The sequence below is a fragment of the Mesorhizobium sp. LjNodule214 genome, assembly GCF_964252735.1.
Classification (GTDB): Bacteria; Pseudomonadota; Alphaproteobacteria; order Rhizobiales; family Rhizobiaceae; genus Mesorhizobium.
On sequence record NZ_CAXUPE020000002.1, the window covers coordinates 1,514,564 to 1,538,095 of the forward strand.

Here is a 23,532-nt window from a genome sequence, read left to right on the forward strand (position 1 = left end):
AAAAACATGGGGCATCGATGATCTCGAGCAAGCTACTCGCCAACGCCGAATCAGCAGCCACGTTCCTCACGCTTATGGGCAACGAGAAACGGCTGTTGATCATGAGCTACCTGATGGACGGTGAAATGTCGGTTGGTGCCATCGCCGACAAGGTCCAGTTGAGCCAATCCGCTCTGTCGCAGCATCTGGCCAAGCTTCGGGCGCTCGACCTTGTCGAGACCCGCCGTGACCGGCAGATGATCTACTATGCTTGCAAATCCGAAGCCGCGCGTGAGCTGCTTCGCATGCTGGACGGCATCTTCGGCGATGGCGACTTGTCGCAGATGGCCCATCGCCTGCGCCGCGCCGGGACTTGACCGGCAAGTCCGATCGTTATCTCGCTGACGACTTTCGAGCCGCGTGCGTCCATCCGGATGTACGCCGCTCTCCATGTCGTATCCGCGCATCGCTTTCCGAAAATCCATCGTTCGGGCGATGTGAGCAGGCTGAGGCAATGCATGGACCTGATCCACATCGATGATCCGCAAGACCCGCGTGTCGCCGCCTATCTCGACATACGCGAGCGCGACCTCGTTGGCCGGCACGGCCGTTTCGTTGCCGAAGGCAAGGTCGTGCTCGAAATCCTGCTGTCGGCCGGTCGCTTTGCTGCCGAATCGATACTGGTTCTCGAAAACCGGCTGGCCGGCCTCGACGAGACCTTGCGCAAGGCGCCGGCGGACCTTCCGGTCTATGTCGCCAGCGGCGAGATCATCGACCGGATCGCCGGATTTCACATGCACCGCGGCATCTTGGCGATCGGCAGCAGGGGCGCCTTGCAGCCGGCCGAGGCCTTGCTGGAAACCTTGCCTGCCAATGCGCTGGTCGTCATTCTCGTCGGCATCGCCAATCACGACAATATGGGGTCGATCTTCCGCAACGCCGCCGCCTTTGGCGCCAATGCCGTGCTGCTCGACGCGACCTGTTGCGATCCGCTATACCGCAAGGCAATCCGCGTCTCGGTCGGCGCGGCGCTGAAGGTGCCCTTCGCCTCCTTTGACGATACAACCAGCTTCATCGCCATGCTCGACCGGCTGGGTTTCAGCCAGGTCGCGCTGTCGCCGCGTGGCGAGGCCGACATTCGCGACGCAAAGAGGACGGACAGGCTGGCGCTCTATCTCGGCACGGAAGGCGAAGGCTTGCCCGAAAGCCTGCTCGCCCGCCTGAAAACGGTGCGGATCGGCATGGCGCAAGGCTTCGACAGCCTGAACGTCGCCGCCGCCTCAGCCATCGCGCTGCATCATTTTTCGCGCTGCTGATCGCACGAACCCGTCACCGACAACGCGCGTCGTCCCGGTCTCGCTCGGCGCGACATCCATCCTGAAGGTCTCCATATCATCGGCCAACGGCACCGGAGCGCCGGTGGCCTTCGATCGCGCATCGCGAGCGATTTCCGTCGCACTGACCAGCGACGTTGCAGCGTCGAGCAGTGCAAAGGGCACCGGATGAAAATGCCAGGCAGCCAGCAGGGTAATCGCGAGAGCGGCATAGAGGATCATGCCGTTAGACATGGTGATACCCTGCCATAGGCGCAAGCGGTTGGTGGTGTCCCCACTTTCAGGTCGGCGAATCCGCCTTCTGCAGCGCCCGCACACGGTCCGCAAGACTGCGGTTGCCGGATCTGGCATCCGACGGTGCTGCCAATGCCTTGGCGATCGGCGAATCGGGCCCTTCGAGCTTGGCCGTCAGGTGAACGACCTCCGCCGCCAGTTCATTCATCTGCTCGCGCAGTGCGGCGCTGCCATTCACGGGGCTGGACACAGCCAGCGCGCCGAGATCCGCCTTCAACCGCTTGTTCTCGCGGGCCAGCGTCGTCAGCCGCGCCTCCAGCCGCTCGCGGTCGCCATCGAGCTTGGCGATCGCCTTGTCGATGTCGTCGCTCCTGACGGCAGTCAGGCTGTCGCCTCCGCCGGCAAGCAGCGCCGCCGGAGCGTTAGCCTCGGCCTCGCCCTTCGATCGTTCGCGCAATCGCGCCATTTCCTTCTCGTGGCGGTCGAGCTTCTCCTCACGATCGGCAAGCGTGGCGAGCAGGCGCTCGACCTTCTTGTCGAGCTCGACGGTTCTCTTCTTCTCCACCTTCAAGGCCTCGCGCGCAGCCTTGCTTTCGGCCGCGGTTTCCTGATTGCGCCTGTCCGCCTCCTTGCGCTGGCTGCGCAGCACGGCGATGTCGTTGGCAAGGCTCTCCAATTCGGATTCGCGTGCCACCAGTTCGATCTGCCGGTTGCTGGAGGAGAAGCTGGCGTCGTCATACATTTGCTCCAGCTTTTCGAGCTCGAGCGCGCGCTTCTCCAGCATGCGCTCGCTTTGCGCGAGCTTGTCCGAAAGGTGCTGCAACTGTTCCTCGCGCTGATGAAGCTCTGCGGTCCTCGCCTCCAGTTCGGAAAGCGCCTGCTGCTTGTCCTTCCGCTCGACCGCCAGCCCCTTGAGGGCCTCACGGCCGCGACCGATCTCGACCAGCTGTTCGGCCGCCTTTTCCCGCAATGCCTTGACGCTCATCTCCAGCCGGCGCGCCGACATCGCGAACTCGGCCCTGATCCGGTCCTTGTCGGCCTGGATTTCGACCGACGTCAACGGCATGGACGCCTCGAACCGCTTGCGCGTCAGCGCAACGGCCCGCCGCCAGATGGCCGGGGCGACCAGCAAAGCCAGAAAGCCGGCGCAGAGAAAGCCGAGGGCGAAAAACAGGATCGACTGGATCAAGGTGACTATCCGCTATGATGGCAACAACCGCCAAAGCTCGACTTTGCCATCTTCGCATGACGGAAATCCAGCGCCGCGGCAAGAGTGTGCCGCGGCCACGTTCAGCCTGTGACCTCACAAAATCCGCTCGATGGCATGATCGCGGGTTGAGGGCATGTCGAGATTCAGGTCAGGCCGGCATCACCTGAATACCGACATGCCCGATCAGAACGGATTCCAGGTCGGCCGCTGGGTGAGCTTCAGATAGCCGAGATTGATGCCAAGCCTGGCGCCGACTCCGGTGCGGATCGGCACCAGCAGCACCCTGTTGTTCTGCAGCACGTTGAAGCCGACGCCGGCCACCACATAGGCCGAACCGGCAACGCCGCCGAAGCGGTTGTAGAGGCTGTTCACATCGTCGAGATTGTAGACCAGCATCATCACGCGCGAGCCCTCGCCGCCGAAATCCCAGCCGAGCGACGGACCTTGCCAGAAGACCTTATGGTCGCCAGCGTTCTTGGTGTAGAGCGTTCCCTCGCCATAGGTCAGGCCGCCGATCAGCGCGCCGGAGCCCTCTTCGCCGAGCAGATAGCCGTTGGGCAGGCCATAGGAAGCGAAAATCTTCTCGACGACGGTGGCAAGCCCGCCCGACGTGGCGCCGAAGAATTTATGGCCGGAATCGACGATCTCCTGAGCGGTATACTCCTGGGCCCGCAGCGCGGAGGTCGAAAAGACGAGAACGCCCATCAGGGCAATCGTCATTGAGATGACTCGGAAAAAACTCCGGTCGTAGAATCGGGAAAACATGCTTCCAATCTCCGTCAGGGAGCACTTTCGCCGACGCCTCGCACCCATGCGGCTCTTGGCGGCCGCTAGGGGTAACTGTCACAGGCAAACTATGCCGTAATCCTTTTTCAACCATTAAGCTTCCACATGAAGATGGCAGTTCGAAGGCCGGCGTCCCTCACACACCGGCTTCGAACCGCCTGCGCAGGCCGGGAATCCTGCGTGAACTCACCATTTTCGCTAACGACAATTTTGGATTTGTTGCCGCACGCACAGGCGCTGTGTATTCAGATGACCTGGGGAGAGGGCGTGATTCGTGTGGGCAGGCGCGACAATTGATCGCTCGGCCATGAGTACGTGGATTTTATCAGGGACTTCGCCCATGGCCGAACTGTTCGCCCTTTCAGCACCGGATCTTGCAGCGCTTCTTTGCAGCCGGGTCTGTCATGACATCATTTCGCCGGTCGGCGCGATCAACAACGGCCTCGAACTGCTCGATGAGGGCGGCGCCGACGAGGACGCCATGAAGCTGATCCGCCAGAGCGCCAGGAACGCTTCGGCCCGCCTGCAATTTGCCCGCATCGCCTTCGGCGCCGCCGGCTCGGCCGGCATGATGATCGACACCGGCGATGCCGAAGCCGTCGCCATCGCCTTCCTCAAAAACGAAAAGCCGGAACTCTCCTGGAACGGGCCCCGCGCGCTGCTGCCCAAGAACAAGGTCAAACTGCTGCTCAACCTCCTTCTCGTCGCCAACGCGGCGATCCCGCGCGGCGGCAAGCTTGTGGTCACGCTGGAGAATCTGGACACCGAGCCGCGTTTTGCGCTGTCGGCCGCCGGCCCGATGCTGCGCGTGCCGCCGAAATTCCTGGAGCTTCATTCCGGCCACAAGCCCGAGGAGCCGATCGACGCCCATTCGGTGCAGCCATATTACACGCTGCTCCTGGCGCGGGAGGCCAACATGACGATCTCAATCCACGCGACCGCCGAGGAGATCGTGCTTTCGGCGGCCTGAAACCTTCGCCCAGTCGGCAAGAACAGCCAAAGTATTTATTTCTGCTAATATTTGTTAATTCGGCGATAATTCAGGCAGAGCAAGTTTTGCTGGCTTGGTCTCGCGGCATTCGCGACGAAAAAGACGCGCACGGCGTATCTTTGCAAAAACTTTACCTAACGGCTTTTCGGCTTCTTTACCAGATTGCTCTAGTATGCCTCGTGGTTGGCCGCAGATTGCCGGTTCGCCAGATGGCTGAGAGGACCCGGAAATGAAACGCTGCCTGTTCGTCGACGATTCGAGCGTCATCAGGAAAGTTGCAAAGCGCATCCTCGGCGGCTCCGATTTGACCGTAATCGAAGCGGCCACGGGGCTCGACGCCATCGAGATGTGCGCCGCCGACATGCCCGACGTCATCGTGATCGACGGCGCCTTGGCGGATGTGCAGGCCGTGGACCTCATCCGCCGCATCCGCGCCATGGAGAGCGTGGTCAAGCCGCAGATCCTGGTTTCGCTGGTCGAGGTCGACGTCGCCTCGATCATGAAGGCAAAGCGCGCCGGCGCCCAGGGCTATCTGCTGAAGCCGTTCAACCGGCCGCAATTGCTCGAGCGTTTCCGTGCCCTGAAAATCGCCGCCTGATTCGCCAGTATCGGAGATGCGGGCGGCTTCAACGCCCAGCATGCAAAAACCCGGCCGAAGCCGGGTTTTTTATTGGAAAATCAAACGAAGGTTTCGCTCAGGCGCTGACGCGAATGTCTTCCGGTTCGCGCAGCACATAGCCGCGGCCCCAGACCGTCTCGATGTAATTCTGGCCACCGGACGCGGCGTCGAGCTTCTTGCGCAGCTTGCAGATGAAGACGTCGATGATCTTCAGTTCCGGTTCGTCCATGCCGCCATAAAGGTGGTTGAGGAACATTTCCTTGGTCAGCGTGGTGCCCTTGCGCAGCGAGAGCAGCTCCAGCATCTGATATTCCTTGCCGGTCAGGTGGACGCGCTGGCCGCCGACTTCGACGGTCTTGGCGTCGAGATTGACCACCAGGTCGCCGGTGGTGATGACCGACTGGGCATGGCCCTTGGAGCGCCGCACGATGGCATGGATGCGCGCCACCAGCTCGTCCTTGTGGAACGGCTTGGTCATATAGTCGTCGGCGCCGAAGCCGAGGCCGCGCACCTTGTCCTCGATGCCGGCCATACCGGACAGGATCAGGATCGGTGTCTTCACCTTGGAGAGGCGAAGTGTTCTCAAGACTTCGTAACCCGACATGTCGGGAAGATTGAGATCGAGAAGGATGATGTCATAGTCGTAGAGCTTTCCGAGATCGACGCCCTCTTCGCCAAGATCGGTCGTATAAACGTTAAAGCTTTCGGATTTCAGCATCAATTCGATGCTTTGTGCGGTTGCACTGTCATCTTCAATCAGCAGAACACGCATTTCATTCCCCTTTTCTGCTGCCGGTCCATGTCACGACCCGTCCCGGACCGGAGCAGTGATTGCCTGAACAGAAGGTGCCACCGAATGGTTAACAAAACCTAATTTCGTGCCGAGGACGATACCAGATTTTTTAACCCCTTTCTACACCCTCTTGAATCTAATAACGAATCACAGACCCAAACCGCTAATGCACCACATTAATAAGCCAGCCTAAGTGACTCCAGGGACTCGCCGGTTGGCTTTCCGCCGAAAACCGGAATTTTTACCCGGCCTTAAGTCCTCGCCCGTATGATTAACAATGCCCGTAAACGAATGGTTACCAACGGCAAAAAACTTTAGGAGTTTGTTTCCCATAGTTCGGGGAAAGCCGGGGGAAACGGGTGACGCCTGGGCCTTTTCAGGCGGTTTGGACGATATGTGCGGGTGTGCGTTTCCGGGAGTACCGAATCATGAAGTCACGTGAAAACCTCGTTCGGCTGAAGCAGTTTCAGGTGAATGAGAAGCGGCGGCAGCTGCTGCAACTCGACATGATGATTGCCGAGTTCGAACGCATGGCTGTCGAACTGGAGCTTCAGATCACCGCTGAAGAGAAGAAAGCCGGCATCACCGACATCAACCATTTTGCCTATCCGACCTTCGCCAAGGCGGCGCGCTTGCGCCGCGACAACCTCAGAAATTCCCAAAGCGACCTCGCCCAGCAGCGAAGCGTTGCCGAATCATTACTCGGCGAAGCTGAAGCGGAGCTTTCCAAGGCCGAGATGCTCGAATCGCGCGACACCAAGATCCGCGATGCCGAACTGGGTGGCCGCAGCGCCATGATCGGCTGAAACCAGCCCAATCGGCGTTCCCGGAACGCCATCGATCTGCCGCGACCGGACCCTGAACAGGCCCGGTGCCGGCCTCAGCCCCGCGCCATCGAATCCTCTCGAGAGTCCATCGATGCCCGCGCGCGGGCATCCTTGATGTCGGGCACATGCTGCTCCGACCAGGACCTGATCTGATTGAGCAGCCCCGCCAGGTTCTGGCCAAGTTCGGTCAGCTCGTATTCGACTCGCGGCGGAATGACCGGAAAGATCTCGCGCCGCACGATGCCGTCGCGTTCGAGGATGCGCAGCGTCTGCGTCAGCATCTTCGGCGTGATGCCTTCGAGCTTGCGCGCCAGTTCGCCATTGCGCAGCCGGCCGCGGCGCAATGCACAAACGACCAGATAGACCCATTTGTTGGCCAGCGTCTCGAGCACGGTGTGCGAGGGGCAAGTCCGCCGGAAGGCGTCGTAGCCGAACGAGGAGTTGTCTTCACTATCCATGAGGTACCTATATATAGAAAAGGTACATACTAGACAAGAGAATATTACTATCCAAATGATAGTGGCACACCAACCAGCAGGAGATTTCCATGCGTGCCATTATCCAGAACTCCGTCGGCGGACCCGACGTCCTCGTCATTGCCGATCGGCCCGACCCCTCGCCAAAGGCCGGCGAGGTGCTTGTCCGCGTCAAGGCCGCAGGCATCAACCCCGTCGATGGCGCCGTTCGTGCCGGCTATTTCCCGCTGCTTGGCGAACCGCCCTTCATCCTCGGCTGGGACATCTCGGGAACCGTCGAGGCGCTAGGCCCTGACGTGACCGGCCTCAAGATCGGCGACGCGGTGTTCGGCATGCCGCGCTTTCCGAGGCAAGCGGCCGCCTATGCCGAACTGGCGGTCGCGCCGGCGGACGAAATCGCGCCGAAGCCCGAAGGCATCGACCACATTCAAGCCGCCGCGCTGCCGCTGGCCGGGCTGACGGCCTGGCAAGGTCTGGTGCGCCATGGCGGCCTGAAACAGGGCCAGCGCGTGCTGATCCACGCTGCGGCCGGCGGAGTCGGGCATCTGGCTGTGCAGATCGCCAAGGCGCGCGGCGCCTATGTCATCGCCACCGCCAGCCCGGAAAAGCTCGACTTCGTCCGCTCGCTCGGCGCCGACGAGGTTATCGACTACACCGCAGGTGATTTCACCAGCAAGGTCGGCGATATCGACCTGGTGCTGGACCCGATCGGCGGCGACCATGCACAGCGTTCGCTGAAGGTGCTCAGGGACGGCGGCGTGCTGGTGTCGCTACTCGATGTCAGTGACACCACCAAAGCAGACGCCGGCGCCCGCAATATCCGTGTCGAGCGCATGTCCGTGGTACCCGATCGCGCCGGCCTTGCCGAGCTTGGCGGACTGATCGATGCGAAAGAACTCGCCGTCCACGTGGCAAAGGCTCTGCCGCTGGAAGAAGCCGGCGCCGCCCATGCCTTTCTCGCCACCAAGCCGATCGGCAAGGTGGTGCTGACGGTCTGAGCCACGCAGGATCGTTGCGGCAAACAAAAGGGCGCGGCAAGGCCGCGCCCTCTATCTTTGACCCGGCCTTGTCTAGTGCCGGTATTGCTGGATGCGCGTCGTGCGCAGCCCGGCAAGGCCGTATTCATCGATCGACGCCTGCCAGGACAGGAATTCCTCGGTGGTGAGCTTGTAGCGCTGACATGCCTCTTCAAGGCTCAAAAGGCCGCCGCGTACAGCAGCCACCACTTCCGCCTTGCGCCGAATAACCCAGCGCCGTGTGTTCGTCGGCGGCAGATCGGCAATCGTGAGAGGGCTGCCGTCAGGCCCGATAACATATTTGACTCGCGGTCTAACTAGATCGGTCATCGTACTCTCTACAAAAAACTCAAAGACCCAATCCCCGCCACAGTACCGCCACAGCTTTAAAAATTGCCTAAGCGAACCCTAATAGCTAGGTAAGGATCATGAACGCCGCGTTAGTCTTTTCGTCGGCATTTGAGATATCAGCCACCAGACACTGAATTCGCTGGCAAAAATCGCCCGGGCGCGAGATGCTGGCGCCGCGCAGGTGCTTGACCTATATTCCGGTCATTGGCATTCAGGCGCCACGCAGAACGAAAGAACCATGAACAGCCTCGACCTTCCAGGACGCCCCGAAACCACCCGAGTCGTCGTCGCCATGTCGGGCGGCGTCGATTCATCGGTCGTTGCCGGCCTGTTGAAACGCGAGGGCTATGACGTCGTCGGCGTCACGCTGCAGCTCTACGACCATGGCGCGGCAACGCACCGCGCCGGTTCCTGCTGCGCCGGCCAGGACATCGACGATGCCCGCCACGTCTCCGAGACGCTCGGCATTCCGCACTACGTGCTCGACTACGAGGAGCGCTTCCGCAAGGCGGTCATCGATCCCTTCGCCGACTCTTATGTCGCCGGCGAGACTCCGATCCCTTGCGTGTCGTGCAATCAGACGGTGAAGTTCGCCGACCTTTTGGCGACCGCCAAGGAGCTTGGCGCCGACGCGCTGGCCACCGGCCACTACATCCGCTCCGGCGCCAACGGCGCGCACCGCGCACTGTACAGGCCGGTCGACGCCGATCGCGACCAGAGCTATTTCCTGTTCGCCACCACGCAGGCGCAGATCGACTATCTGCGCTTTCCGCTCGGCGGGCTTTCCAAGCCCGAGGTTCGCGCCATTGCCGAGGAGATGGGGCTGACCGTTGCCGCCAAGCAGGACAGCCAGGACATCTGCTTCGTGCCGCAGGGCAAATATTCCGACATCATCGCCAAGCTGAAGCCGGCCGCCGCCAATCCGGGCGACATCGTCCATATAGACGGCCGTGTACTCGGCCGCCATGAAGGCATCTTGCGCTACACCATCGGCCAGCGCCGCGGCATCGGTATCGCCTCGGGCGAGCCGCTCTATGTCGTGCATCTCGACGCCGACCGGGCGCGCGTCGTCGTCGGTCCGCGCGAGGCGCTGGAGACGCACAAGATCTATCTGCGCAACATGAACTGGCTGGGTGATGGGCCGCTGTCCGACGTTCCCGCTGGCGGCCTCGAGCTGTTCGCCAAGGTCCGCTCGACGCGCCCGCCGCGCCCGGCCGTGCTGCATCACCGCGACGGCGTCACCTCGGTGGAGCTGGTCGACGGCGAGTCTGGTATCGCGCCGGGACAGGCCTGCGTGCTCTATTCCGACGACGGCAACGAGGCCCGCGTGTTCGGCGGCGGCTTCATCGAGCGCTCCGAGCGCGGCGCCGAGGCCGAGGCCATGCTGAGCCGGCTTGCCGCCCGCCCGGCACATATCCCCGCCGAGTAGAGACGCCGCCGCAACCTCCTCTACGAAGAAGACTGGCTGTCAGGAATCGGACCCGGAGTGGGTCACGGTGCCCGCCGTCAGGATGCGCAGAACCCTGATCGCTTCCTCGCCGCTGGTGCGCGGTTCGGCCCGCGTTTCGATGCACTGGATGAAATGCGCCAGCTCGCGCGTCAGCGGCATGCCTTCGCCGACCGCCACATAGGACGGCTCATTGGCGGTGAAGGCCCACTGGCCGCTGTCCTGCCATACCGCGTGGCGGTAGACGGCAAGCTTGCGCTCCCATGGCTCGACATCGTCGAACACCGCCATCGCCTTGGTGCCGACCACGGTCAGCCGCCGCTCGCGATAGGGATTGAGCCGCGAGGCGAAGAGATGGCCGCGCAGACCGTTGGGAAAGCGCATGTGCAGATGCGCGAAGTCGCTGAGATTGTCGAGCAGTGCTGCCCCCTCGCCCCTGACCTCGATCGGTTCGGTGCCGGTGATCGCCAGCATCATCGACAGATCATGCGGTGCCAGATCCCATAGCGCGTCGTTCTCGGTGTGGAACTTGCCGAGCCCGAGCCGGTGCGAGTGGATGTAGCGGACTTCACCGAGCTCGCCCTTGTCGATCAGCGCCTTCAGCGTCTCGAAGGCCGGGTGGAAACGCAGCACATGGCCAACCATGAAGACGCGGCCATTGTCCTTCGCCGCCTGCACCGCGCGCTCGGCATCGGTCACCGTCAGCGCGATCGGCTTTTCCACCAGCACGTCCTTGCCGCCCTCGACGGCACGCACCGCCATGTCGGCGTGGAACTGCGGCGGCAGCGCCATGACGATGGCGTCGATGTCGTCGCGAACGAACAATTGCTCCGGCTCGATCGCCAGGCAATCCTGCTCGCTGGCAAAGCCTTCCGCGCGGGCGCGGTTGTCGTCCGAAACCGCGTACAAGGCGCCGAGCGCCTTGAGGGTGCGGATGTGGTTGCTGCCCCAGTATCCGCAACCGAGGACTGCAATGCGCGGCTTCATTGTTTTCAAACTCTAAAAATCGTGGCCGAGACATAGCGACGTGCCCGGTCGAACTCAACCCCGCACCCCTTTTCGATTGCCTGCCAGGCAAAGCTTTTCGATGGCGAGATTATGCCGGCACGCAGGCTGCTTCGAAGCTTGACAGGCTTGCCATCCCAACCTTATATCCGCGCGACCTTGGTGAACGCCTCGACATGCCTTGCGATTTAAGGTGGATTTCGGGCCTTTCGCCGCCCTGGCGGGGTAGCTCAGTTGGTTAGAGCACGGGAATCATAATCCTGGGGTCGGGGGTTCAAGTCCCTCTCCCGCTACCAAAATCTGCTAAGTTATTGAAATAACTAGCAAATAATTCGCCTGCGGTGGCGCTCTCGGACAAAATTCTTCAATAATTTCAATGCAGCACGGCTTTCCCTCAGCGACCTGCTGCGGCGATGCGGGCGCCGCGCCATCACGACGCTGGCTAGGCAGCCTATGCCCGCCACTGCCATGACGATCCCCATCGGCGCCGGCGTTCCGTTAGCGAAGACCCCGACCAGCGCCGAGCCTACCATGCCGCTGCCATACTGGATGGCGCCTACCACTGCTGACGCCGCGCCGGCACGTTGCTGTACGCTTGAAAGCGCCCCAGCTACCGCGTTGGCAAGGATTAGCCGTTCATTGCCGTAAACAGAAACTGCGTAGCGATGAGCCCGGCAACGCCGCCTAGGCCGGTTATCGTGACAATGGCCAGTGCAGTGCCGAAAACGGCCGCTCCAACGCTCCGGCAAAGAGCATCCGATCGCTGCCAAGGCGAATGACGAGGCGCGCATTGGCGAAGTTGGCGGCCATCAGCCCCAGTACGCCTGAGGAGAACACCAGCCCGTAAAGCTCGGGGCTGAGCCCATGGTAGGCGATGTAGGCAAAGGCGCCGCCGGCGATGTTGGCGAACACCCCGACATAGAAGAACCCAACGGCCGCCGCATAGCCGACCAGCACCCGGTTGCGCAGGACCGAACTGTAGCCGCCGACCGCCTGCCGGAACGTGTCTGGATGTAGCCGACCGGAGCCGGCGCCTGCCCGCCTACGCATGATGGAACCGAGTCTAGATCGCCAGCGTATATTAGCCAGAGCGTAGATAACAATTTTCTGCAAATTTTAAGGAGCGGCCGAAATGGCAGAGGACAGGCGCAAAGGCGACTTGAGTGACCGTAAGTGGCTTTTTGCGGATGACGATTATGAGGTCAAATTTTTTGCTATGCAAAACAACATGACGCCGGAACAGGTGCGCGAGCTGATCCGCCGGCACGGCAATAGCAGGACTATCCTGACCAAGGCCCGCGCAGGCTTTGCCGGGATGACCAAGCTCTCAGACCTCGGGCCGCCTATCGTCGGCACGCGACAGGGTGAGCCCGTGAATGAGGGCGAACATTTTCACCGGTGCCCGGCCTGCGCGCAAGCCGTCGACTGGCGCGACCTACGACAGGTGATCTGGCATGAACAACCAGGGCACGCGCCACTTAACCTCGATTCCTGAAGGGATCCCTGGACTGGAGATGTCATTTGCGAGACTTGACGGCAGAGCAGTCGCGAGCAGCACGGGAGCTATTAAACTGGTCCCGTGTTCGGCTGGGCGCCAAGTCCAATCTTAGCGAAGATACGATCCGCGAGTTTGAGATCGGTCGCAGAATTCCGAATCCCGGCACACTCACCCGCATACGACAAGCGCTGGAGGGGAGCCGGTGTTGTCTTTACACCTGGAGGGCCGTCGCTAACCAATCTCTCTGAAGGTGAGCCTGGTGTAATCGGCTCCAATGAGATGAAGGCTCTGAGTCGTCTATGCCGTTTCTAGGCCTGTTCCATTGGGAGAGCAGTTGTGGCATGATGGCATAAGGGCCTATGCATTTTTCTTGATTGATGGCCCCCTGTCCTATGGGTGACCGACGGCCCCACCACCCCACACCCCAACGTTGGTCGCCCCATCTTTTCCCGGCATTTTGCGGGACGATAGCGGCGACGCCGAGCTGCTGCTCTTGAGCCGCTGGTCAGGATGCGCGCGCGAGCGCGAGCGATATGACGTTATCCTCAACCACGTCCGGCAAATCGAAGAGCATCGGCAGTTGCCGCGACGTGGCCATCTCGACAACCAACTCTTCAATGGATTCTAGCGGCAGCCCAGTCCTGACCCTATGCCGAATCATCGAAGCAAGCTTGTGGACCGGCACCGGCGTCGATTTCGGGCGGTCCTCTAGGTACCTGCTGATTTCAATCAAAACGTCTGCGTCAATGCTCCTGGGCAGTTTACGCATTGGTCTTCTCCCTGCCCGCACCATGCACTTCGCCAGGAGTTGGAGTCTCGAAGAAAGCTCAGTGCGTTCTTGAACTGTTTTCTTGGTACGTTTCGAACATTGGCGCAAAAAAAATGGGGCGCTATTTATCTCGCCGTCATTCCACATTTGCTCGGCGAGCGGATGCCTGATGATTACAATCGCTTCGCCCATTTTTGGGAGAGATGCAATGTCACTTCAAGGCACCGCATGCCCCGAAGATCTAGCCTTGCTGACCAAGGCTCTTGACGATCGATGCCGTGAGTTGGGCTTGGCGAACGGCGACCCCGGCAGAGAACAGCTCGGCCGAAGAGTGATGCACCTGTTCGAAACCGGCACCCTAAGCGCCGACGATTTGAAACGCGCTCTTTCTGAAAAGGTCGTCCCGGACGGTACGCCGGTCGGCCCTACCGAACATGACAAGATTCCGGAGGTGCGAGGTGGCAGACGACAAAACCAGACCCGACTCTCGCGACCGCAAGCGGCTCTCTCCCGACGATGAGTACGAGATGGACTATTTCGCGCTGACGAACAACATCACGCCAGCGCAGCTGCACGAGCTGATCCGCAAGCACGGCAACAATCGGGCAACCCTGACCAAGGCCGCGAAGCTGTTGCCGGCACAATGACCAAACTTTCCGATCTAGGACCGCCGATCAACGGCCGCATGCGCAACCTGGTGCGAGGTTGATGCACCATGCAGATCCAGCAATGAGCCGCTGAAGGTTAATAGCTGAAATGCAAAAAGCCCCACCGCTCCATCTGCGAAGCGGCGCCTCCATCACCCGGATTGCCGAAGCCTACTTGCAACCATTTGGCTACGCTCGCGTTCTGCCGTTCGTCGCGGAGAATGCCCCCACCGATGAGCGCTTTTCTTCCAATCAGAATTCGATTTGCAGATGGGCGCTTGATGCTGGTCTCCTCGATCTGTGACGCCGAGAAAGCCCTGGGCGGGCGATGGGAGAACAAGGAAAAACGTACATTCAAGGAGGCAGCTCGCCTCCTCGCTGCTGCGAGGGAGGGAGGTTGCAAGCCTGAGGTTGCCTTTCAAGCGTTCAAAAGGGCGGCGCGAGAGCAGAGCATGCTTCAATCTGTGAAGCGGAGTTCGGCTCTCAAGATGTACGATGAACTTGTCCGATCGCTATTCTAGCGAGAGCACCAGCGTAGCCGACAGAAACGAGCGCCAGCTAGACGGGCAGAAAGCCTAGGGAAACTCCGGCATGCCGGCGCTCATCAGTGCAGGGATCCGACCCCTGCGCCCTCAATTAGATGGGCACAAGCGCATATATGAGGCTCCCCGCGATCGCCGCGCCGATCGCAAGGGCCGGATACTTCACAAGCCGGTCGGCACGCAGGCTGAGGGCGATCGCCAGAGGGACGAGTGGCGTGCTGGTCCGATCAGGGGATAATTCCCCGAGGGCCCCGGCGTAGCTGGAACTGGCGGGTACCGCAGCATTTCTTGAACTTTACACCTGAACCGCAAGGACATGGATCATTGCCGCCGCGTTGCAACCGGCCGACCAGGGGCAGCATCGCTGCGGAAGGCAGGAGCGCTGCCGCTAGGGCAGCCAACTTGGCCGAGATTCCCGGTACGACGAGGCGACGACCGGATTTGAACCCTCGCCACGCACGTTCGGCCACATCCTCCGGATCCAGCTTGGGCAAGATACTGAAGAGCGGCGTCTGATAGGCGCGGGACCTTTCGAGAAACTCCGTCGACACCGGTCCTGGTGCCACGCATGTGACAGTCACGCCAGTTCGGCGCAACTCCTGATGAAGCGCCTCTGAGAAGAAGCGCACGAAACCTTTGCTGGCGAAGTACAAAGCCATATAAGGCCCAGGAAGGAACCCGGCCACGGAACTGAGATTGAGCACCCCGCCCCGCCCGCGCGCCACCATTCCCGGCAGAAAATGGAGGGTCAATTCACTGAGGGAATGTATGTTTAGATCGATGATGCCGAGCTGGCCATCAATAGGGAGCGCCGTCGCCGCGCCCCGTAGGCCATAGCCTGCGCTGTTGACCAGGACATCACAGACCAGGCCGTGTGCGGACAGAAAGTCCTCTAGGCGCGTTGGCGCATCGCCAGCCACGAGATCCAACTCGAGCGTGAATGCCTCGCCACCCCCCTCCCGAACCTCAGCCGCCGCGGCGGCCAAACCCTCGGGCGAGCGGGCAACGAGCACAACCGCACCGCGCTCACGTGCAGCGACGCGCGCAATTGCCCGTCCAATTCCACCCGACCCGCCAATCACGACGACCGCTGGCCGGAATTCACAGTGCGAAATCATGTCGCGTGCCTCTGCCTTGCAGAAGCGGCAACACTTTGACCGAGCAGCACCACTTCATTGGCGACAGCGCCGTTCAGAATCTTTTCGAATCTCTCTAGTGCTCGTGCGACGTTCGCTCCATCCATTACCCGGTGATCGTAGTGGATGCGGACATTCACCGATCCGTCTTCGCCGATCGGACCGTAGTTCAGAAGCGTGGTCAATGGTGTAAGCGGGTTGAGTGATTCCGCGCCGAGACCCGAATAGACGGACAGTTGGAAGGTACCGAAGTAATTTGCCCTTTGCCGGGCGATATTCAGGCCTAGCCACATGAGCAGCCACCTGAGTGGCGCGGGCGCACGTGCCATCCGCAAGGCACGCCGGAACTCCGTGACCTCAAGAATCGGCCGTGACCGCGCCGCGTGGATCGATGCCTCAAGTTCCGTGATGGAATAGCGCTCCGGGCACTTGATGCAGCTTAACAGAACGGCCGGCTCACCGTCATACTCGCGCTCGTGGGCAATCGAGGCTACGCTTACCGGATACTCGTAAAGCTGCGGCCAGGGCAACTTGACATAGGCGCGCCGTAGCTCCGGCATCTCTCGGGCGAGAAGCGCGTATCCCTTCAGGAAGATCGCGGTCCAAGAGGGCCTGGCCTGCTGCGCCATTCTAGCCGCTACGAGTGGGCCGAGGTTCATGTGACGCTGCACTGCAACCCGTGGCACGCCGATCGAAAACCTCATCAGATCACCAACAAGGCGCCGGGGCATCGAAAGCTTGAGGGCTCGGCCTCGCATCAACGACCTCTAATAGAGATAAGGGACTATGCGCTTGGTTTTTTCCATATAGGCACGGTATTGCGAGCCGAAATTCTCCAGCATCATACGCTCTTCCTTATCCACTCTCAGCAGAAAAAGGACTGCGAAACCAATCAAACCCGAAATGCCCGCAACCCAGTTCGACAGCAGAAAGACCTGGCCGAGCCCCATGAGCAGGAACGAGGTGTACATCGGATGGCGGACTAAAGCGTATGGCCCGGCGCAGACCAGTTCATGGCGTTCGCGAATCTCAAGCGTAATCGACCAGTTACGGCCAAGTTCCTTGTGGGATATGCGAAAAATCCACAACGCGGAGCAGAAGATGATGGTGCCTAGAGCCACCGCCCAGGCGCTGGCCGGATGGTCAGCCCCTCCGGGGATGCCGGTGGCGACATAGAAGGCAGGCAGGATAGCTAGGCCAAAAAGAGCCGATGCAAGTCCGACGGTGTCGGAACGTGAGCGGCCGCCACTTACAATTCGCACACGCCTCGCCCGGCGCTCGAAAGGATACCGGATCACATACCAAGCAATGACGCCGACCACCCATATGATCTCGCCAACTGAGGCTACTGCAATGCTCATTTCAGGCCACCGCCGCCCTTTCTGCGATCTGGGACTGTACCACTTCACCCATCCCCTCGATTTCGTCACCGGCCGACCTTCATGCGCAGTGATCCGCTAATGCGACAGCCGGAGGGGCAGTACCGATCGCATTCGGCCCCATCCATTCCTCGAAACTTGGCTATGTATTCATTTCCCGAAGTTTGGTGATGAATTGTTGCGGCCGAAGCTGAATAGCGGGAGTCCTATACCCCATGGAGCGCGCGATGTCCGCCACGAAGCTGTTGCAGTTCAAGACTGTTGCCTGCCAGACATGGGACTTCGCCTGCAGCTTCCGGATGTAGGCAACGACTTTGTTGTACTCGTCCCGAGTCAGCATGACTCGCCAGCTTGCGGATCTGTATTGTTCTTCCAGATCACCGTCACTCCAGCCGGTTTCGGCTGGCACCGGCACGAAATGGCCCAGAACGTAGGGAACTGCACTATTCGAAGCCGGGTGAAGGCCCGCGACTTGGGGATCGACCATTCTCCCGGCTTGGTTCAAGCGCCCAAAAACTGCGTAAGTGTGGCCGTAGCTGAGGGCGTAGCGGGAGCGGAACTCGATGAAGAACCGCTCGTCCTTATCTTGAGAGGCAGTTCCGCCATCGGCAAAAGAAACGAAATTCGGCTGGGCCGGCAGGTCTTTCGTCTGACATGCCGCTGCCGCGAGCGGCAGCAGGGCCACAAGCAAGAGACGGCCATTTACAAGCGTCATCGCCGCGTTCTCGAACTTCATGAGGCGCAGGCCCAGGACCAGCCTATGCCCGCCAACCGCGCCGTAGGCTATGAAGTCGGCCTTGGCCCCTGCGTATCGACGGGGAAGGGCCTGGCGGCCCTTCCCATACTCACCGAAAGCCGGTCCTTATTTAATTACGGGCTGCTCTACCGGAGCGGGTTCCGGCGGAGGAGCCTTCCCCTTTCCTTTGCCGATCCAATCGTTCGCGCAGCCGCTCAGGCTGGCAACGGCGAGCATAGCAACCATTGCAATCAAGATCCTGCTCATCAAGCAATCCTTTCCCCGGGGGCGGAATAGCCTATGGAAGCGCCACAAAAAATAATGCAGCCCCGCTAAATTAGCTGCAAACTAGGCCAAGGCCTAGTGCGGAAATGACATAATTGGCACCCGGTGCCCCGCGGCCCGTTTACGGTGACGTGCTGGCAGCGTTCACCATCCGACGGAGATCAAGCGTGCGGCGCATCTCAGACCATCAAATAACCAGCACCGTCGTGCCCAGAGGGGTACGGTCGTAGAGGTCAATGATGTCGTCATTTATCAAACGGATGCACCCGTTCGATACCGCTGTGCCTATCGTCCACGGCTCGTTTGTGCCATGCACCCGGAAGTGCGTGTCGCGTCCGTCGCGATAGAGATAAAGGGCCCGCGCACCAAGCGGATTGTTTGGTCCGCCGGGGACCCCGCCTGCGTATTGCACTAGGCGCGGCTTGCGCCTCATCATGTTGTCGGTGGGCGTCCACGACGGCCAGTCCGCCTTGCGGCCGACGGTGGCTGTGCCCTTGAACGAAAGTCCCTGCTCGCCGACGCCGACGCCATAGCGCGTCGCCCACCCGTCCCTCTCGACGGCATAGAGGAAACGTTGCGAAGTATCGACCACGATCGTTCCAGCCGGCTCATTTCCGTAATACCGCACATGCTGCCGTCGGTAACGAGGATCCAGGCCACGCCTTGGTGCGAACGCGGATGAAATCGGCTCCGCCGCCTGTCGTAACGCTGACGTACATCCGGAGGCCATCAGAGCCAGACTACCCAGCACGAGCCCCCGGCGCGCAATGTGGTTTTTGTCCATTTCTACCTGCTGAGAAAATGGTCAGCCCTACCGCCGTCGTCTCTAACACTCCAAGGCCCGCTGGCCAAGTCTCGCGCCTTCTGAACTGACCTGGAACAACCGGAACCAGGCGTTGTTGCGTTGCCGACCGGCCATGCTCGCCAAACCGCTTCACTGGTGTGATGCCTTAAAATCCAGTCAGGCCGGCTGCTTGGTGTAACCTTTCATTTGGGCGCCCCGCAGGTTGGCTGACGTCGTCGGGCGCCAGGAGAGTTCACAGGACAGAAAGAGGCCTTGGCTGCCGAAATCTGCTATGAACGAAGCCTCTTGCGACAATCATCTGGCTCCATTCGGTCTGTCGCTGTGGGCAAAAGGATAGAGATGAAGCATGACTTCCAAGATAAGATCGCGGTTGTGACCGGCGCAGGCTCCGGAATAGGAGCGGCTGTTTCACGGCAACTCGCACAAGAAGGAGCCGAGGTTGTTGTTGCCGACCTTGATGCTGAGGCGGCACACAGCAAAGCCGCCGAGATACGCTCGCAAGGAGGCAGGGCCCACGACTTTGCGGTCGATGTCACTGATGCGGCAGCTGTGGAAAAGCTGGTCGAGTTCGCTGTCCAGAAATGCGGCGGCCTGGACATGGCGGTAAACAATGCAGGTATCGACGGCGTTCGAAAAGCAACGGCAGACTATCCGCTCGACAACTGGCACAAGCTGATAAACGTCAATTTAAATGGCATTTTCTACTGCATGAAGTACGAGATCGCCGCCATGCTGGATCGGGGCGGAGGCGCTATCGTCAACATGTCTTCCGTTCTCGGTTCCGTCGGATTGCCAACTGCCTCCGCATACACGGCAGCGAAACATGGGGTCGTTGGACTGACCAAGGTTGCGGCGATGGAATATGCTAAAATGGGCATCCGAATCAATGTCGTCGCCCCTGGCTGGATCGAAACGCCACTTTTGTCGGAGCAAATGGAGACGGCAGCCATCCGGCGCATGGCGGGGCTTCAGCCTATGGGCAGGCGCGGGAGACCGGAAGAGGTAGCGGCTCTTGTGTGCTTCCTCTTGTCCGACCAGGCTAGCTTTATCACTGGAAGCTACCATCTGGTGGACGGAGCTTACACCGCCCATTAGGTGCAGTGGCTGGCCGCAGTTCGCCCCTCTTGAATAGCGGGCGGGCCGTGCCGAGACGGCGGTCATGCTATTTGTCGCCCGTCGACTATAAGAGACGCCCATCTGCACGGAGCGAGGCGGAGTTTGGGGAGCCGACCTAAGCGCGGTTCCGGCGAGGCCGGTCGTCATCAACGTATCCGAGGCGCATTTCAGTTGCCGTCATGGCGCGGCTCCGTAGAGAAGGTTGGGTCCCGGTTCCTCTCCCTCTACAATTTGGTCAATAAGATCAATCGGTTACGTGGACATCCGCTACCGCCAGCCACACTGAGCACTCTTGCTGACGCCGATAGCGCACCATAGACGGGCACGGGCTCCGGTGCGGACAGCAGACATTTGCCGGTAATATCGTTGATTGGCAGATCGGCGTCTAAGCACTGGCATTGGGACGTGCGGCCACTGTCTCGTACCACTCCGCAATGCGCGGGAGCTATCGGGGATAGGCATCTTCATTGCTGCCGTTGCGAAATCGACGGTCACTACGGCAGTGATGTCGGCCGCCGAGAAAGCGGTTCCAGCCACTGGGCAGGTCGACAGGGATCGGCGCCGCGCGAACATCGCGGGCGCAAGCATCGCCGGCGAAATCGAAGGCTTTACTGAGAGATCGCAAAACTTACCGAAGCTCCGTCGATTAGTGGGAACAATCACAATCGACGATCAGAGAACTCGATAACCGCTCGCGAGCCAGCGTTCGATTTCTGCGGCATAAATCTCCGGTATGTCTTCCCACAGAAGGTGGCCGCCATCCAACTCGATATAGCGGTTACGAGGGAGACGAGCCGCGAGTAGTCGACCGTTCTCCGGCGGTACGATCGGATCGTCTCGGCCGACCAGGATTAGAATCGGTGTTTCGATTTCACCCAAGACCCGCTCAAGGCGCGGTAAATCGCGAGGATAGGCGCGCACGAAATTGGTGGCATCTTCGAAACGCCGTCCTGCGGAAGCCTGCCGGTAATCCTCGAGGACTGCTGGAGGGGGTTCAACCCGCGCCGATTGCGAGACGAATCCAGCGCCGATCGGACCTCCATCGATCGCGGCAAATGCTCCGGGTTCAGAAGCGATCAAATCCTTCAACTGTCCGGCGGCGAGGTCTGCGTTGGCGGCACCGCCGCCAACCACAAGGCTCTCAAACAGTTCGGGCTTGCGCGCCGCCGCGAGTAGCAAGGAAGATGTACCCACATCGGGACCAATCGCATGCATACGACTGATGCCGAAATGTGCGGCTGTCTGAAGGATGAAAGCGGCCATACCTTCAGGGGACAGCACCTCAGGGCGACTGTCGGAGACTCCGAAGCCCGGAAGATCAAGTGCGATCAACGGATTTCAACACCCAAGCACGGGAAGCACGTCGCGAAAGGCGTAGATGCTTTCAGGCCATGGACTGGTCAGCAGTACCGGAACGCCCTGGTTCACCCCCGATCGGGCATAGCGAATGCGCAGGTCGTCAATCACGGCGAACTCTACTGTCCCAACATCGGGAAGATCGTGATCCATGTCCGTTTCTCGCCTGAAAATACTCGTTGCCGCTTCTCGCCCTGACTCGTTCATTGGGCTTGGCGGCAACCCATAGAAGCATTACCAGGAAAGATTGACCATGCGCATATGGGGCAATATCATAACGGATCGTCTCACATGAGTCGTAGCCCATGGACCCACTGAACGACTGGATAAGAGCAATTCGGGCCGAGGGTGTGGTATTGGTGCGCACGCGCGTCGCGGCCCCGTGGGGATTCTCGGTTCCGCCGCGCAATGCCGTGGTGTTTCATTTCGTTGCGCAGGGACGCGCCTTTGTGCGTCGGCCTGACGCTGAGACAGTGGAATTGCGTTCCGGTGAGCTAGTTTTGTTTCCGCGCGGCAGCGCACATGAAGTGGCGCATTCCGAGCATGGCAAGGCGATGCCGCTGGATATTTTTTTGGCCAGGTGGGATGGCGTTGTTGATAACGATGCAAAAGCAAGCACGCTGATCTGTGGTCAGTACAATCTGGATCAGCACCTCGCACTTCCGGCCCTACGCGCGATGCCACCAGCCATATCACTCCACGCCGGGATCGAGCCCGGACATTCACCATTGAGAAACACGCTGCGCATGCTTAGCGACGAAGTTGAGGCGCCCAATTTTGGCAATCAGATCGTGGTTCGTAACCTCATTTCGTCCTTGTTCGTCTACTTCGTGCGCGAGTGGAGTGAGGCATCATCATCTAGAGCAGGCGACTGGTTCTCGGCCATGCGTTCGCCGTCACTTGCGCACGTCCTCACACGCATGCATGAATCGCCCAATTACGCTTGGACGTTAGAAGAGCTCGCACGAGAAGCCGGCTTGTCACGCGCTGCTTTTGCCCGTCATTTCAGTACCTTAATAGGCGAGCCACCACACACTTACCTAACACGATGGCGCATGGGTATTGCAGCGCAGTTGCTCGAGGAAACCAATCTAAGGCTGGCCGAGATCGCTTCGCGTGTCGGCTACCAGTCAGAATTTTCGTTCAGTCGCGCTTTCAAATCGGTTCGTGGTGTCTCGCCGATTCATCATCGTCGTACCGCATCAAATTCAGGTTGAATGGAACGGAACGCCGAGCGCTGGCAAAGAGAGACGAATTGCGATGCAGTCGCGCCTCTTGCGAGACGGCTTCAGTGTTTCTCGATTCCGCTGACCCGATGACACGGCGCCGCGCCGTGAGACGAATAGATATGAAATAGCGATCAATTGGCATTCATCGTCGAGCCGATTGGCGGTTCAGTGGCCGTGAGGAATTGGCTCGTTCGGCGGGCCAACGACACACACGAGGGAGCGCACTTCATGCAACGCGACAAGATGAAAACCGCCATCGACACCGTCTACGGCAAAGTCTTCAACGAGGGTCGAGGTGACTTGCTGCCCGGTCTGGTGACCGGCCCGTACATCCAGCACAACCCGATGTTCCCGGACGGCACCGATTTCATCGTCAACTTCCTCAAACAGGTCAAGAAAGTGCCCTGCGAGGTCAAGCGTGTCGCCATCGACGGCGATTTGGCGTTCATCCATGTGCGGTATCTGGATTGGGGCGGCAAGGAAACCGCGGGCGTCGATATTTTCCGCTTCGATGCCGACGGCAAGATTCTTGAACACTGGGATGTGCTGCAGCCAGTGCCCGAGAGCGCGAACAATCCAAACGGCATGTTTTGAGTCGATCGCAGATGCTCGCGCGCTGCTTTGTTCGCTTCAGTGTCGGTAAATCGAGCTCTGGGGGCCCTGCCGTCGGGCGCGTTAACAACCGAGCATTCTATGACGAAGCATTGATGCTATCGCCTTAGATGGACCAGGCCGCGACGCACCGGATACGCGCTTGCATTGCGAGGCGGCCGGGTGCGGATTGCTTGCTTCGCTAAGCCACGACAGTGAAGCCTGAACTGGCAGTTCGATGAGTGTGGGGAAAGGCGGTAGCGCTCTCCCGCTACCATTTTGGTAAATAGGATCAATAAGTTAAGCGCCGCTACCGTCAACCGCCTTGAACACTCGCGCGCACCAGGCCGGGAAACCGCGTTGGCTATTCGGAAA

General features: G+C 60.3%; 32 protein-coding genes and 1 tRNA gene. 15 read left to right on the plus strand and 18 right to left on the minus strand.

Annotation, left to right across the window (positions count from 1 at the left end):
* Positions 1 to 17 precede the first annotated feature (17 nt).
* Both ACSQ3Z_RS21075 and ACSQ3Z_RS21080 read left to right on the plus strand, forming a co-directional pair.
* On the plus strand, positions 18 to 356 hold the full coding sequence (locus ACSQ3Z_RS21075) for an ArsR/SmtB family transcription factor (protein WP_436173211.1): 339 nt from the start codon (positions 18 to 20) through the stop codon (positions 354 to 356).
* 141 nt (positions 357 to 497) lie between these two features.
* Positions 498 to 1,295, plus strand: coding sequence for a TrmH family RNA methyltransferase (locus ACSQ3Z_RS21080; protein WP_436173212.1), 798 nt, complete (start codon positions 498 to 500; stop codon positions 1,293 to 1,295).
* Here ACSQ3Z_RS21080 and ACSQ3Z_RS21085 read toward each other — a convergent pair.
* From ACSQ3Z_RS21085 to ACSQ3Z_RS21095, 3 genes are all read right to left on the minus strand, one after another.
* On the minus strand, positions 1,260 to 1,535 hold the full coding sequence (locus ACSQ3Z_RS21085) for a hypothetical protein (RefSeq protein WP_436173213.1): 276 nt from the start codon (positions 1,533 to 1,535) through the stop codon (positions 1,260 to 1,262). The two genes, ACSQ3Z_RS21080 and ACSQ3Z_RS21085, sit on opposite strands and share 36 nt — an antisense overlap.
* A gap of 58 nt (positions 1,536 to 1,593) precedes the next feature.
* Positions 1,594 to 2,736: a hypothetical protein gene (locus ACSQ3Z_RS21090; RefSeq protein WP_436173214.1), complete on the minus strand. Its 1,143-nt coding sequence runs from the start codon at positions 2,734 to 2,736 to the stop codon at positions 1,594 to 1,596.
* Positions 2,737 to 2,940: 204 nt separating this feature from the next.
* Positions 2,941 to 3,522, minus strand: coding sequence for a DUF1134 domain-containing protein (locus tag ACSQ3Z_RS21095; protein WP_404280508.1), 582 nt, complete (start codon positions 3,520 to 3,522; stop codon positions 2,941 to 2,943).
* A 361-nt stretch (positions 3,523 to 3,883) separates the two neighbouring features.
* Between ACSQ3Z_RS21095 and chpT the strand changes: the two genes are divergently transcribed.
* Both chpT and ACSQ3Z_RS21105 read left to right on the plus strand, forming a co-directional pair.
* Positions 3,884 to 4,513 carry a histidine phosphotransferase ChpT gene (gene chpT / locus ACSQ3Z_RS21100; RefSeq protein ID WP_436173215.1) on the plus strand — a complete coding sequence of 210 codons (630 nt, stop codon included), beginning with the start codon at positions 3,884 to 3,886 and terminating at the stop codon, positions 4,511 to 4,513.
* A gap of 250 nt (positions 4,514 to 4,763) precedes the next feature.
* Positions 4,764 to 5,132, plus strand: coding sequence for a response regulator (locus ACSQ3Z_RS21105; RefSeq protein WP_436173216.1), 369 nt, complete (start codon positions 4,764 to 4,766; stop codon positions 5,130 to 5,132).
* Positions 5,133 to 5,229: 97 nt separating this feature from the next.
* On the opposite strand, the gene ctrA is transcribed toward ACSQ3Z_RS21105, so the two are convergent.
* On the minus strand, positions 5,230 to 5,925 hold the full coding sequence (gene ctrA, locus ACSQ3Z_RS21110; protein WP_006203583.1) for a response regulator transcription factor CtrA: 696 nt from the start codon (positions 5,923 to 5,925) through the stop codon (positions 5,230 to 5,232).
* A 449-nt stretch (positions 5,926 to 6,374) separates the two neighbouring features.
* Here ctrA and ACSQ3Z_RS21115 point away from each other — a divergent pair, with 449 nt between their 5' ends.
* On the plus strand, positions 6,375 to 6,752 hold the full coding sequence (locus ACSQ3Z_RS21115; protein WP_436173954.1) for a flagellar export protein FliJ: 378 nt from the start codon (positions 6,375 to 6,377) through the stop codon (positions 6,750 to 6,752).
* Between the two features lie 74 nt (positions 6,753 to 6,826).
* Here ACSQ3Z_RS21115 and ACSQ3Z_RS21120 read toward each other — a convergent pair whose 3' ends face one another.
* Positions 6,827 to 7,231 carry a winged helix-turn-helix transcriptional regulator gene (locus ACSQ3Z_RS21120; protein WP_436173217.1) on the minus strand — a complete coding sequence of 135 codons (405 nt, stop codon included), beginning with the start codon at positions 7,229 to 7,231 and terminating at the stop codon, positions 6,827 to 6,829.
* A gap of 89 nt (positions 7,232 to 7,320) precedes the next feature.
* Between ACSQ3Z_RS21120 and ACSQ3Z_RS21125 the strand changes: the two genes are divergently transcribed.
* Positions 7,321 to 8,247: an NADP-dependent oxidoreductase gene (locus tag ACSQ3Z_RS21125; protein WP_436173218.1), complete on the plus strand. Its 927-nt coding sequence runs from the start codon at positions 7,321 to 7,323 to the stop codon at positions 8,245 to 8,247.
* A gap of 72 nt (positions 8,248 to 8,319) precedes the next feature.
* Here the strand turns inward: ACSQ3Z_RS21125 and sciP are convergent, their stop codons facing one another.
* Positions 8,320 to 8,595: a CtrA inhibitor SciP gene (gene sciP / locus ACSQ3Z_RS21130; RefSeq protein WP_006203587.1), complete on the minus strand. Its 276-nt coding sequence runs from the start codon at positions 8,593 to 8,595 to the stop codon at positions 8,320 to 8,322.
* Between the two features lie 259 nt (positions 8,596 to 8,854).
* On the opposite strand from sciP, the gene mnmA reads away from it, so the two are divergent.
* A complete protein-coding gene (gene mnmA / locus ACSQ3Z_RS21135) occupies positions 8,855 to 10,045 on the plus strand; it encodes a tRNA 2-thiouridine(34) synthase MnmA (protein WP_436173219.1) in 1,191 nt (396 codons plus the stop codon).
* A 39-nt stretch (positions 10,046 to 10,084) separates the two neighbouring features.
* On the opposite strand, the gene ACSQ3Z_RS21140 is transcribed toward mnmA, so the two are convergent.
* Complete coding sequence (locus ACSQ3Z_RS21140) at positions 10,085 to 11,050, minus strand: Gfo/Idh/MocA family protein (RefSeq protein ID WP_436173220.1); 966 nt, start codon at positions 11,048 to 11,050, stop codon at positions 10,085 to 10,087.
* Positions 11,051 to 11,287: 237 nt separating this feature from the next.
* Here ACSQ3Z_RS21140 and ACSQ3Z_RS21145 point away from each other — a divergent pair.
* Positions 11,288 to 11,364: transfer RNA gene (locus ACSQ3Z_RS21145), tRNA-Met, on the plus strand.
* A gap of 397 nt (positions 11,365 to 11,761) precedes the next feature.
* Here ACSQ3Z_RS21145 and ACSQ3Z_RS21150 read toward each other — a convergent pair.
* Positions 11,762 to 12,118 (minus strand): hypothetical protein, encoded by a 357-nt coding sequence (locus ACSQ3Z_RS21150; RefSeq protein ID WP_436173221.1) that lies wholly within the window; start codon positions 12,116 to 12,118, stop codon positions 11,762 to 11,764.
* Between the two features lie 82 nt (positions 12,119 to 12,200).
* On the opposite strand from ACSQ3Z_RS21150, the gene ACSQ3Z_RS21155 reads away from it, so the two are divergent.
* Both ACSQ3Z_RS21155 and ACSQ3Z_RS21160 read left to right on the plus strand, forming a co-directional pair.
* Positions 12,201 to 12,563: a hypothetical protein gene (locus ACSQ3Z_RS21155; protein WP_436173222.1), complete on the plus strand. Its 363-nt coding sequence runs from the start codon at positions 12,201 to 12,203 to the stop codon at positions 12,561 to 12,563.
* A 35-nt stretch (positions 12,564 to 12,598) separates the two neighbouring features.
* Positions 12,599 to 12,814: a helix-turn-helix domain-containing protein gene (locus tag ACSQ3Z_RS21160; RefSeq protein ID WP_436173955.1), complete on the plus strand. Its 216-nt coding sequence runs from the start codon at positions 12,599 to 12,601 to the stop codon at positions 12,812 to 12,814.
* A 257-nt stretch (positions 12,815 to 13,071) separates the two neighbouring features.
* On the opposite strand, the gene ACSQ3Z_RS21165 is transcribed toward ACSQ3Z_RS21160, so the two are convergent.
* A complete protein-coding gene (locus ACSQ3Z_RS21165) occupies positions 13,072 to 13,335 on the minus strand; it encodes a hypothetical protein (RefSeq protein ID WP_436173223.1) in 264 nt (87 codons plus the stop codon).
* Between the two features lie 458 nt (positions 13,336 to 13,793).
* On the opposite strand from ACSQ3Z_RS21165, the gene ACSQ3Z_RS21170 reads away from it, so the two are divergent.
* Positions 13,794 to 13,982 (plus strand): DUF3606 domain-containing protein, encoded by a 189-nt coding sequence (locus tag ACSQ3Z_RS21170; protein ID WP_436173224.1) that lies wholly within the window; start codon positions 13,794 to 13,796, stop codon positions 13,980 to 13,982.
* A 97-nt stretch (positions 13,983 to 14,079) separates the two neighbouring features.
* Here ACSQ3Z_RS21170 and ACSQ3Z_RS21175 read toward each other — a convergent pair whose 3' ends face one another.
* Complete coding sequence (locus ACSQ3Z_RS21175) at positions 14,080 to 14,340, minus strand: hypothetical protein (protein ID WP_436173988.1); 261 nt, start codon at positions 14,338 to 14,340, stop codon at positions 14,080 to 14,082.
* Here ACSQ3Z_RS21175 and ACSQ3Z_RS21180 point away from each other — a divergent pair.
* Positions 14,264 to 14,503 carry a DUF982 domain-containing protein gene (locus ACSQ3Z_RS21180; RefSeq protein WP_436173956.1) on the plus strand — a complete coding sequence of 80 codons (240 nt, stop codon included), beginning with the start codon at positions 14,264 to 14,266 and terminating at the stop codon, positions 14,501 to 14,503. The genes ACSQ3Z_RS21175 and ACSQ3Z_RS21180 overlap by 77 nt on opposite strands.
* A 248-nt stretch (positions 14,504 to 14,751) precedes the next feature.
* On the opposite strand, the gene ACSQ3Z_RS21185 is transcribed toward ACSQ3Z_RS21180, so the two are convergent.
* From ACSQ3Z_RS21185 to ACSQ3Z_RS21210, 6 genes are all read right to left on the minus strand, one after another.
* Positions 14,752 to 15,642, minus strand: a complete 891-nt coding sequence (locus ACSQ3Z_RS21185; protein ID WP_436173225.1) for an SDR family NAD(P)-dependent oxidoreductase — start codon at positions 15,640 to 15,642, stop codon at positions 14,752 to 14,754.
* On the minus strand, positions 15,639 to 16,418 hold the full coding sequence (locus ACSQ3Z_RS21190) for a hypothetical protein (RefSeq protein ID WP_436173226.1): 780 nt from the start codon (positions 16,416 to 16,418) through the stop codon (positions 15,639 to 15,641). Before ACSQ3Z_RS21190 ends, ACSQ3Z_RS21185 begins: the two co-directional genes overlap by 4 nt.
* A gap of 9 nt (positions 16,419 to 16,427) precedes the next feature.
* Positions 16,428 to 17,015, minus strand: a complete 588-nt coding sequence (locus ACSQ3Z_RS21195; protein ID WP_436173957.1) for a protein-S-isoprenylcysteine O-methyltransferase — start codon at positions 17,013 to 17,015, stop codon at positions 16,428 to 16,430.
* Positions 17,016 to 17,181: 166 nt separating this feature from the next.
* Positions 17,182 to 17,754 carry a hypothetical protein gene (locus ACSQ3Z_RS21200; RefSeq protein WP_436173958.1) on the minus strand — a complete coding sequence of 191 codons (573 nt, stop codon included), beginning with the start codon at positions 17,752 to 17,754 and terminating at the stop codon, positions 17,182 to 17,184.
* A gap of 147 nt (positions 17,755 to 17,901) precedes the next feature.
* Positions 17,902 to 18,042, minus strand: coding sequence for an ABC transporter (locus tag ACSQ3Z_RS21205; protein WP_120019056.1), 141 nt, complete (start codon positions 18,040 to 18,042; stop codon positions 17,902 to 17,904).
* Positions 18,043 to 18,247: 205 nt separating this feature from the next.
* A complete protein-coding gene (locus ACSQ3Z_RS21210) occupies positions 18,248 to 18,844 on the minus strand; it encodes a L,D-transpeptidase (protein ID WP_436173227.1) in 597 nt (198 codons plus the stop codon).
* A gap of 360 nt (positions 18,845 to 19,204) precedes the next feature.
* On the opposite strand from ACSQ3Z_RS21210, the gene ACSQ3Z_RS21215 reads away from it, so the two are divergent.
* Positions 19,205 to 19,960, plus strand: coding sequence for an SDR family NAD(P)-dependent oxidoreductase (locus tag ACSQ3Z_RS21215; protein ID WP_436173228.1), 756 nt, complete (start codon positions 19,205 to 19,207; stop codon positions 19,958 to 19,960).
* Positions 19,961 to 20,653: 693 nt separating this feature from the next.
* Here the strand turns inward: ACSQ3Z_RS21215 and ACSQ3Z_RS21220 are convergent.
* Complete coding sequence (locus tag ACSQ3Z_RS21220; protein ID WP_436173229.1) at positions 20,654 to 21,313, minus strand: alpha/beta fold hydrolase; 660 nt, start codon at positions 21,311 to 21,313, stop codon at positions 20,654 to 20,656.
* 6 nt (positions 21,314 to 21,319) lie between these two features.
* Positions 21,320 to 21,490 carry a hypothetical protein gene (locus ACSQ3Z_RS21225; protein ID WP_436173230.1) on the minus strand — a complete coding sequence of 57 codons (171 nt, stop codon included), beginning with the start codon at positions 21,488 to 21,490 and terminating at the stop codon, positions 21,320 to 21,322.
* A gap of 152 nt (positions 21,491 to 21,642) precedes the next feature.
* On the opposite strand from ACSQ3Z_RS21225, the gene ACSQ3Z_RS21230 reads away from it, so the two are divergent.
* Positions 21,643 to 22,554: an AraC family transcriptional regulator gene (locus ACSQ3Z_RS21230; protein ID WP_436173231.1), complete on the plus strand. Its 912-nt coding sequence runs from the start codon at positions 21,643 to 21,645 to the stop codon at positions 22,552 to 22,554.
* A 240-nt stretch (positions 22,555 to 22,794) separates the two neighbouring features.
* Complete coding sequence (locus ACSQ3Z_RS21235) at positions 22,795 to 23,160, plus strand: nuclear transport factor 2 family protein (protein ID WP_436173232.1); 366 nt, start codon at positions 22,795 to 22,797, stop codon at positions 23,158 to 23,160.
* Positions 23,161 to 23,532: the final 372 nt, after the last annotated feature.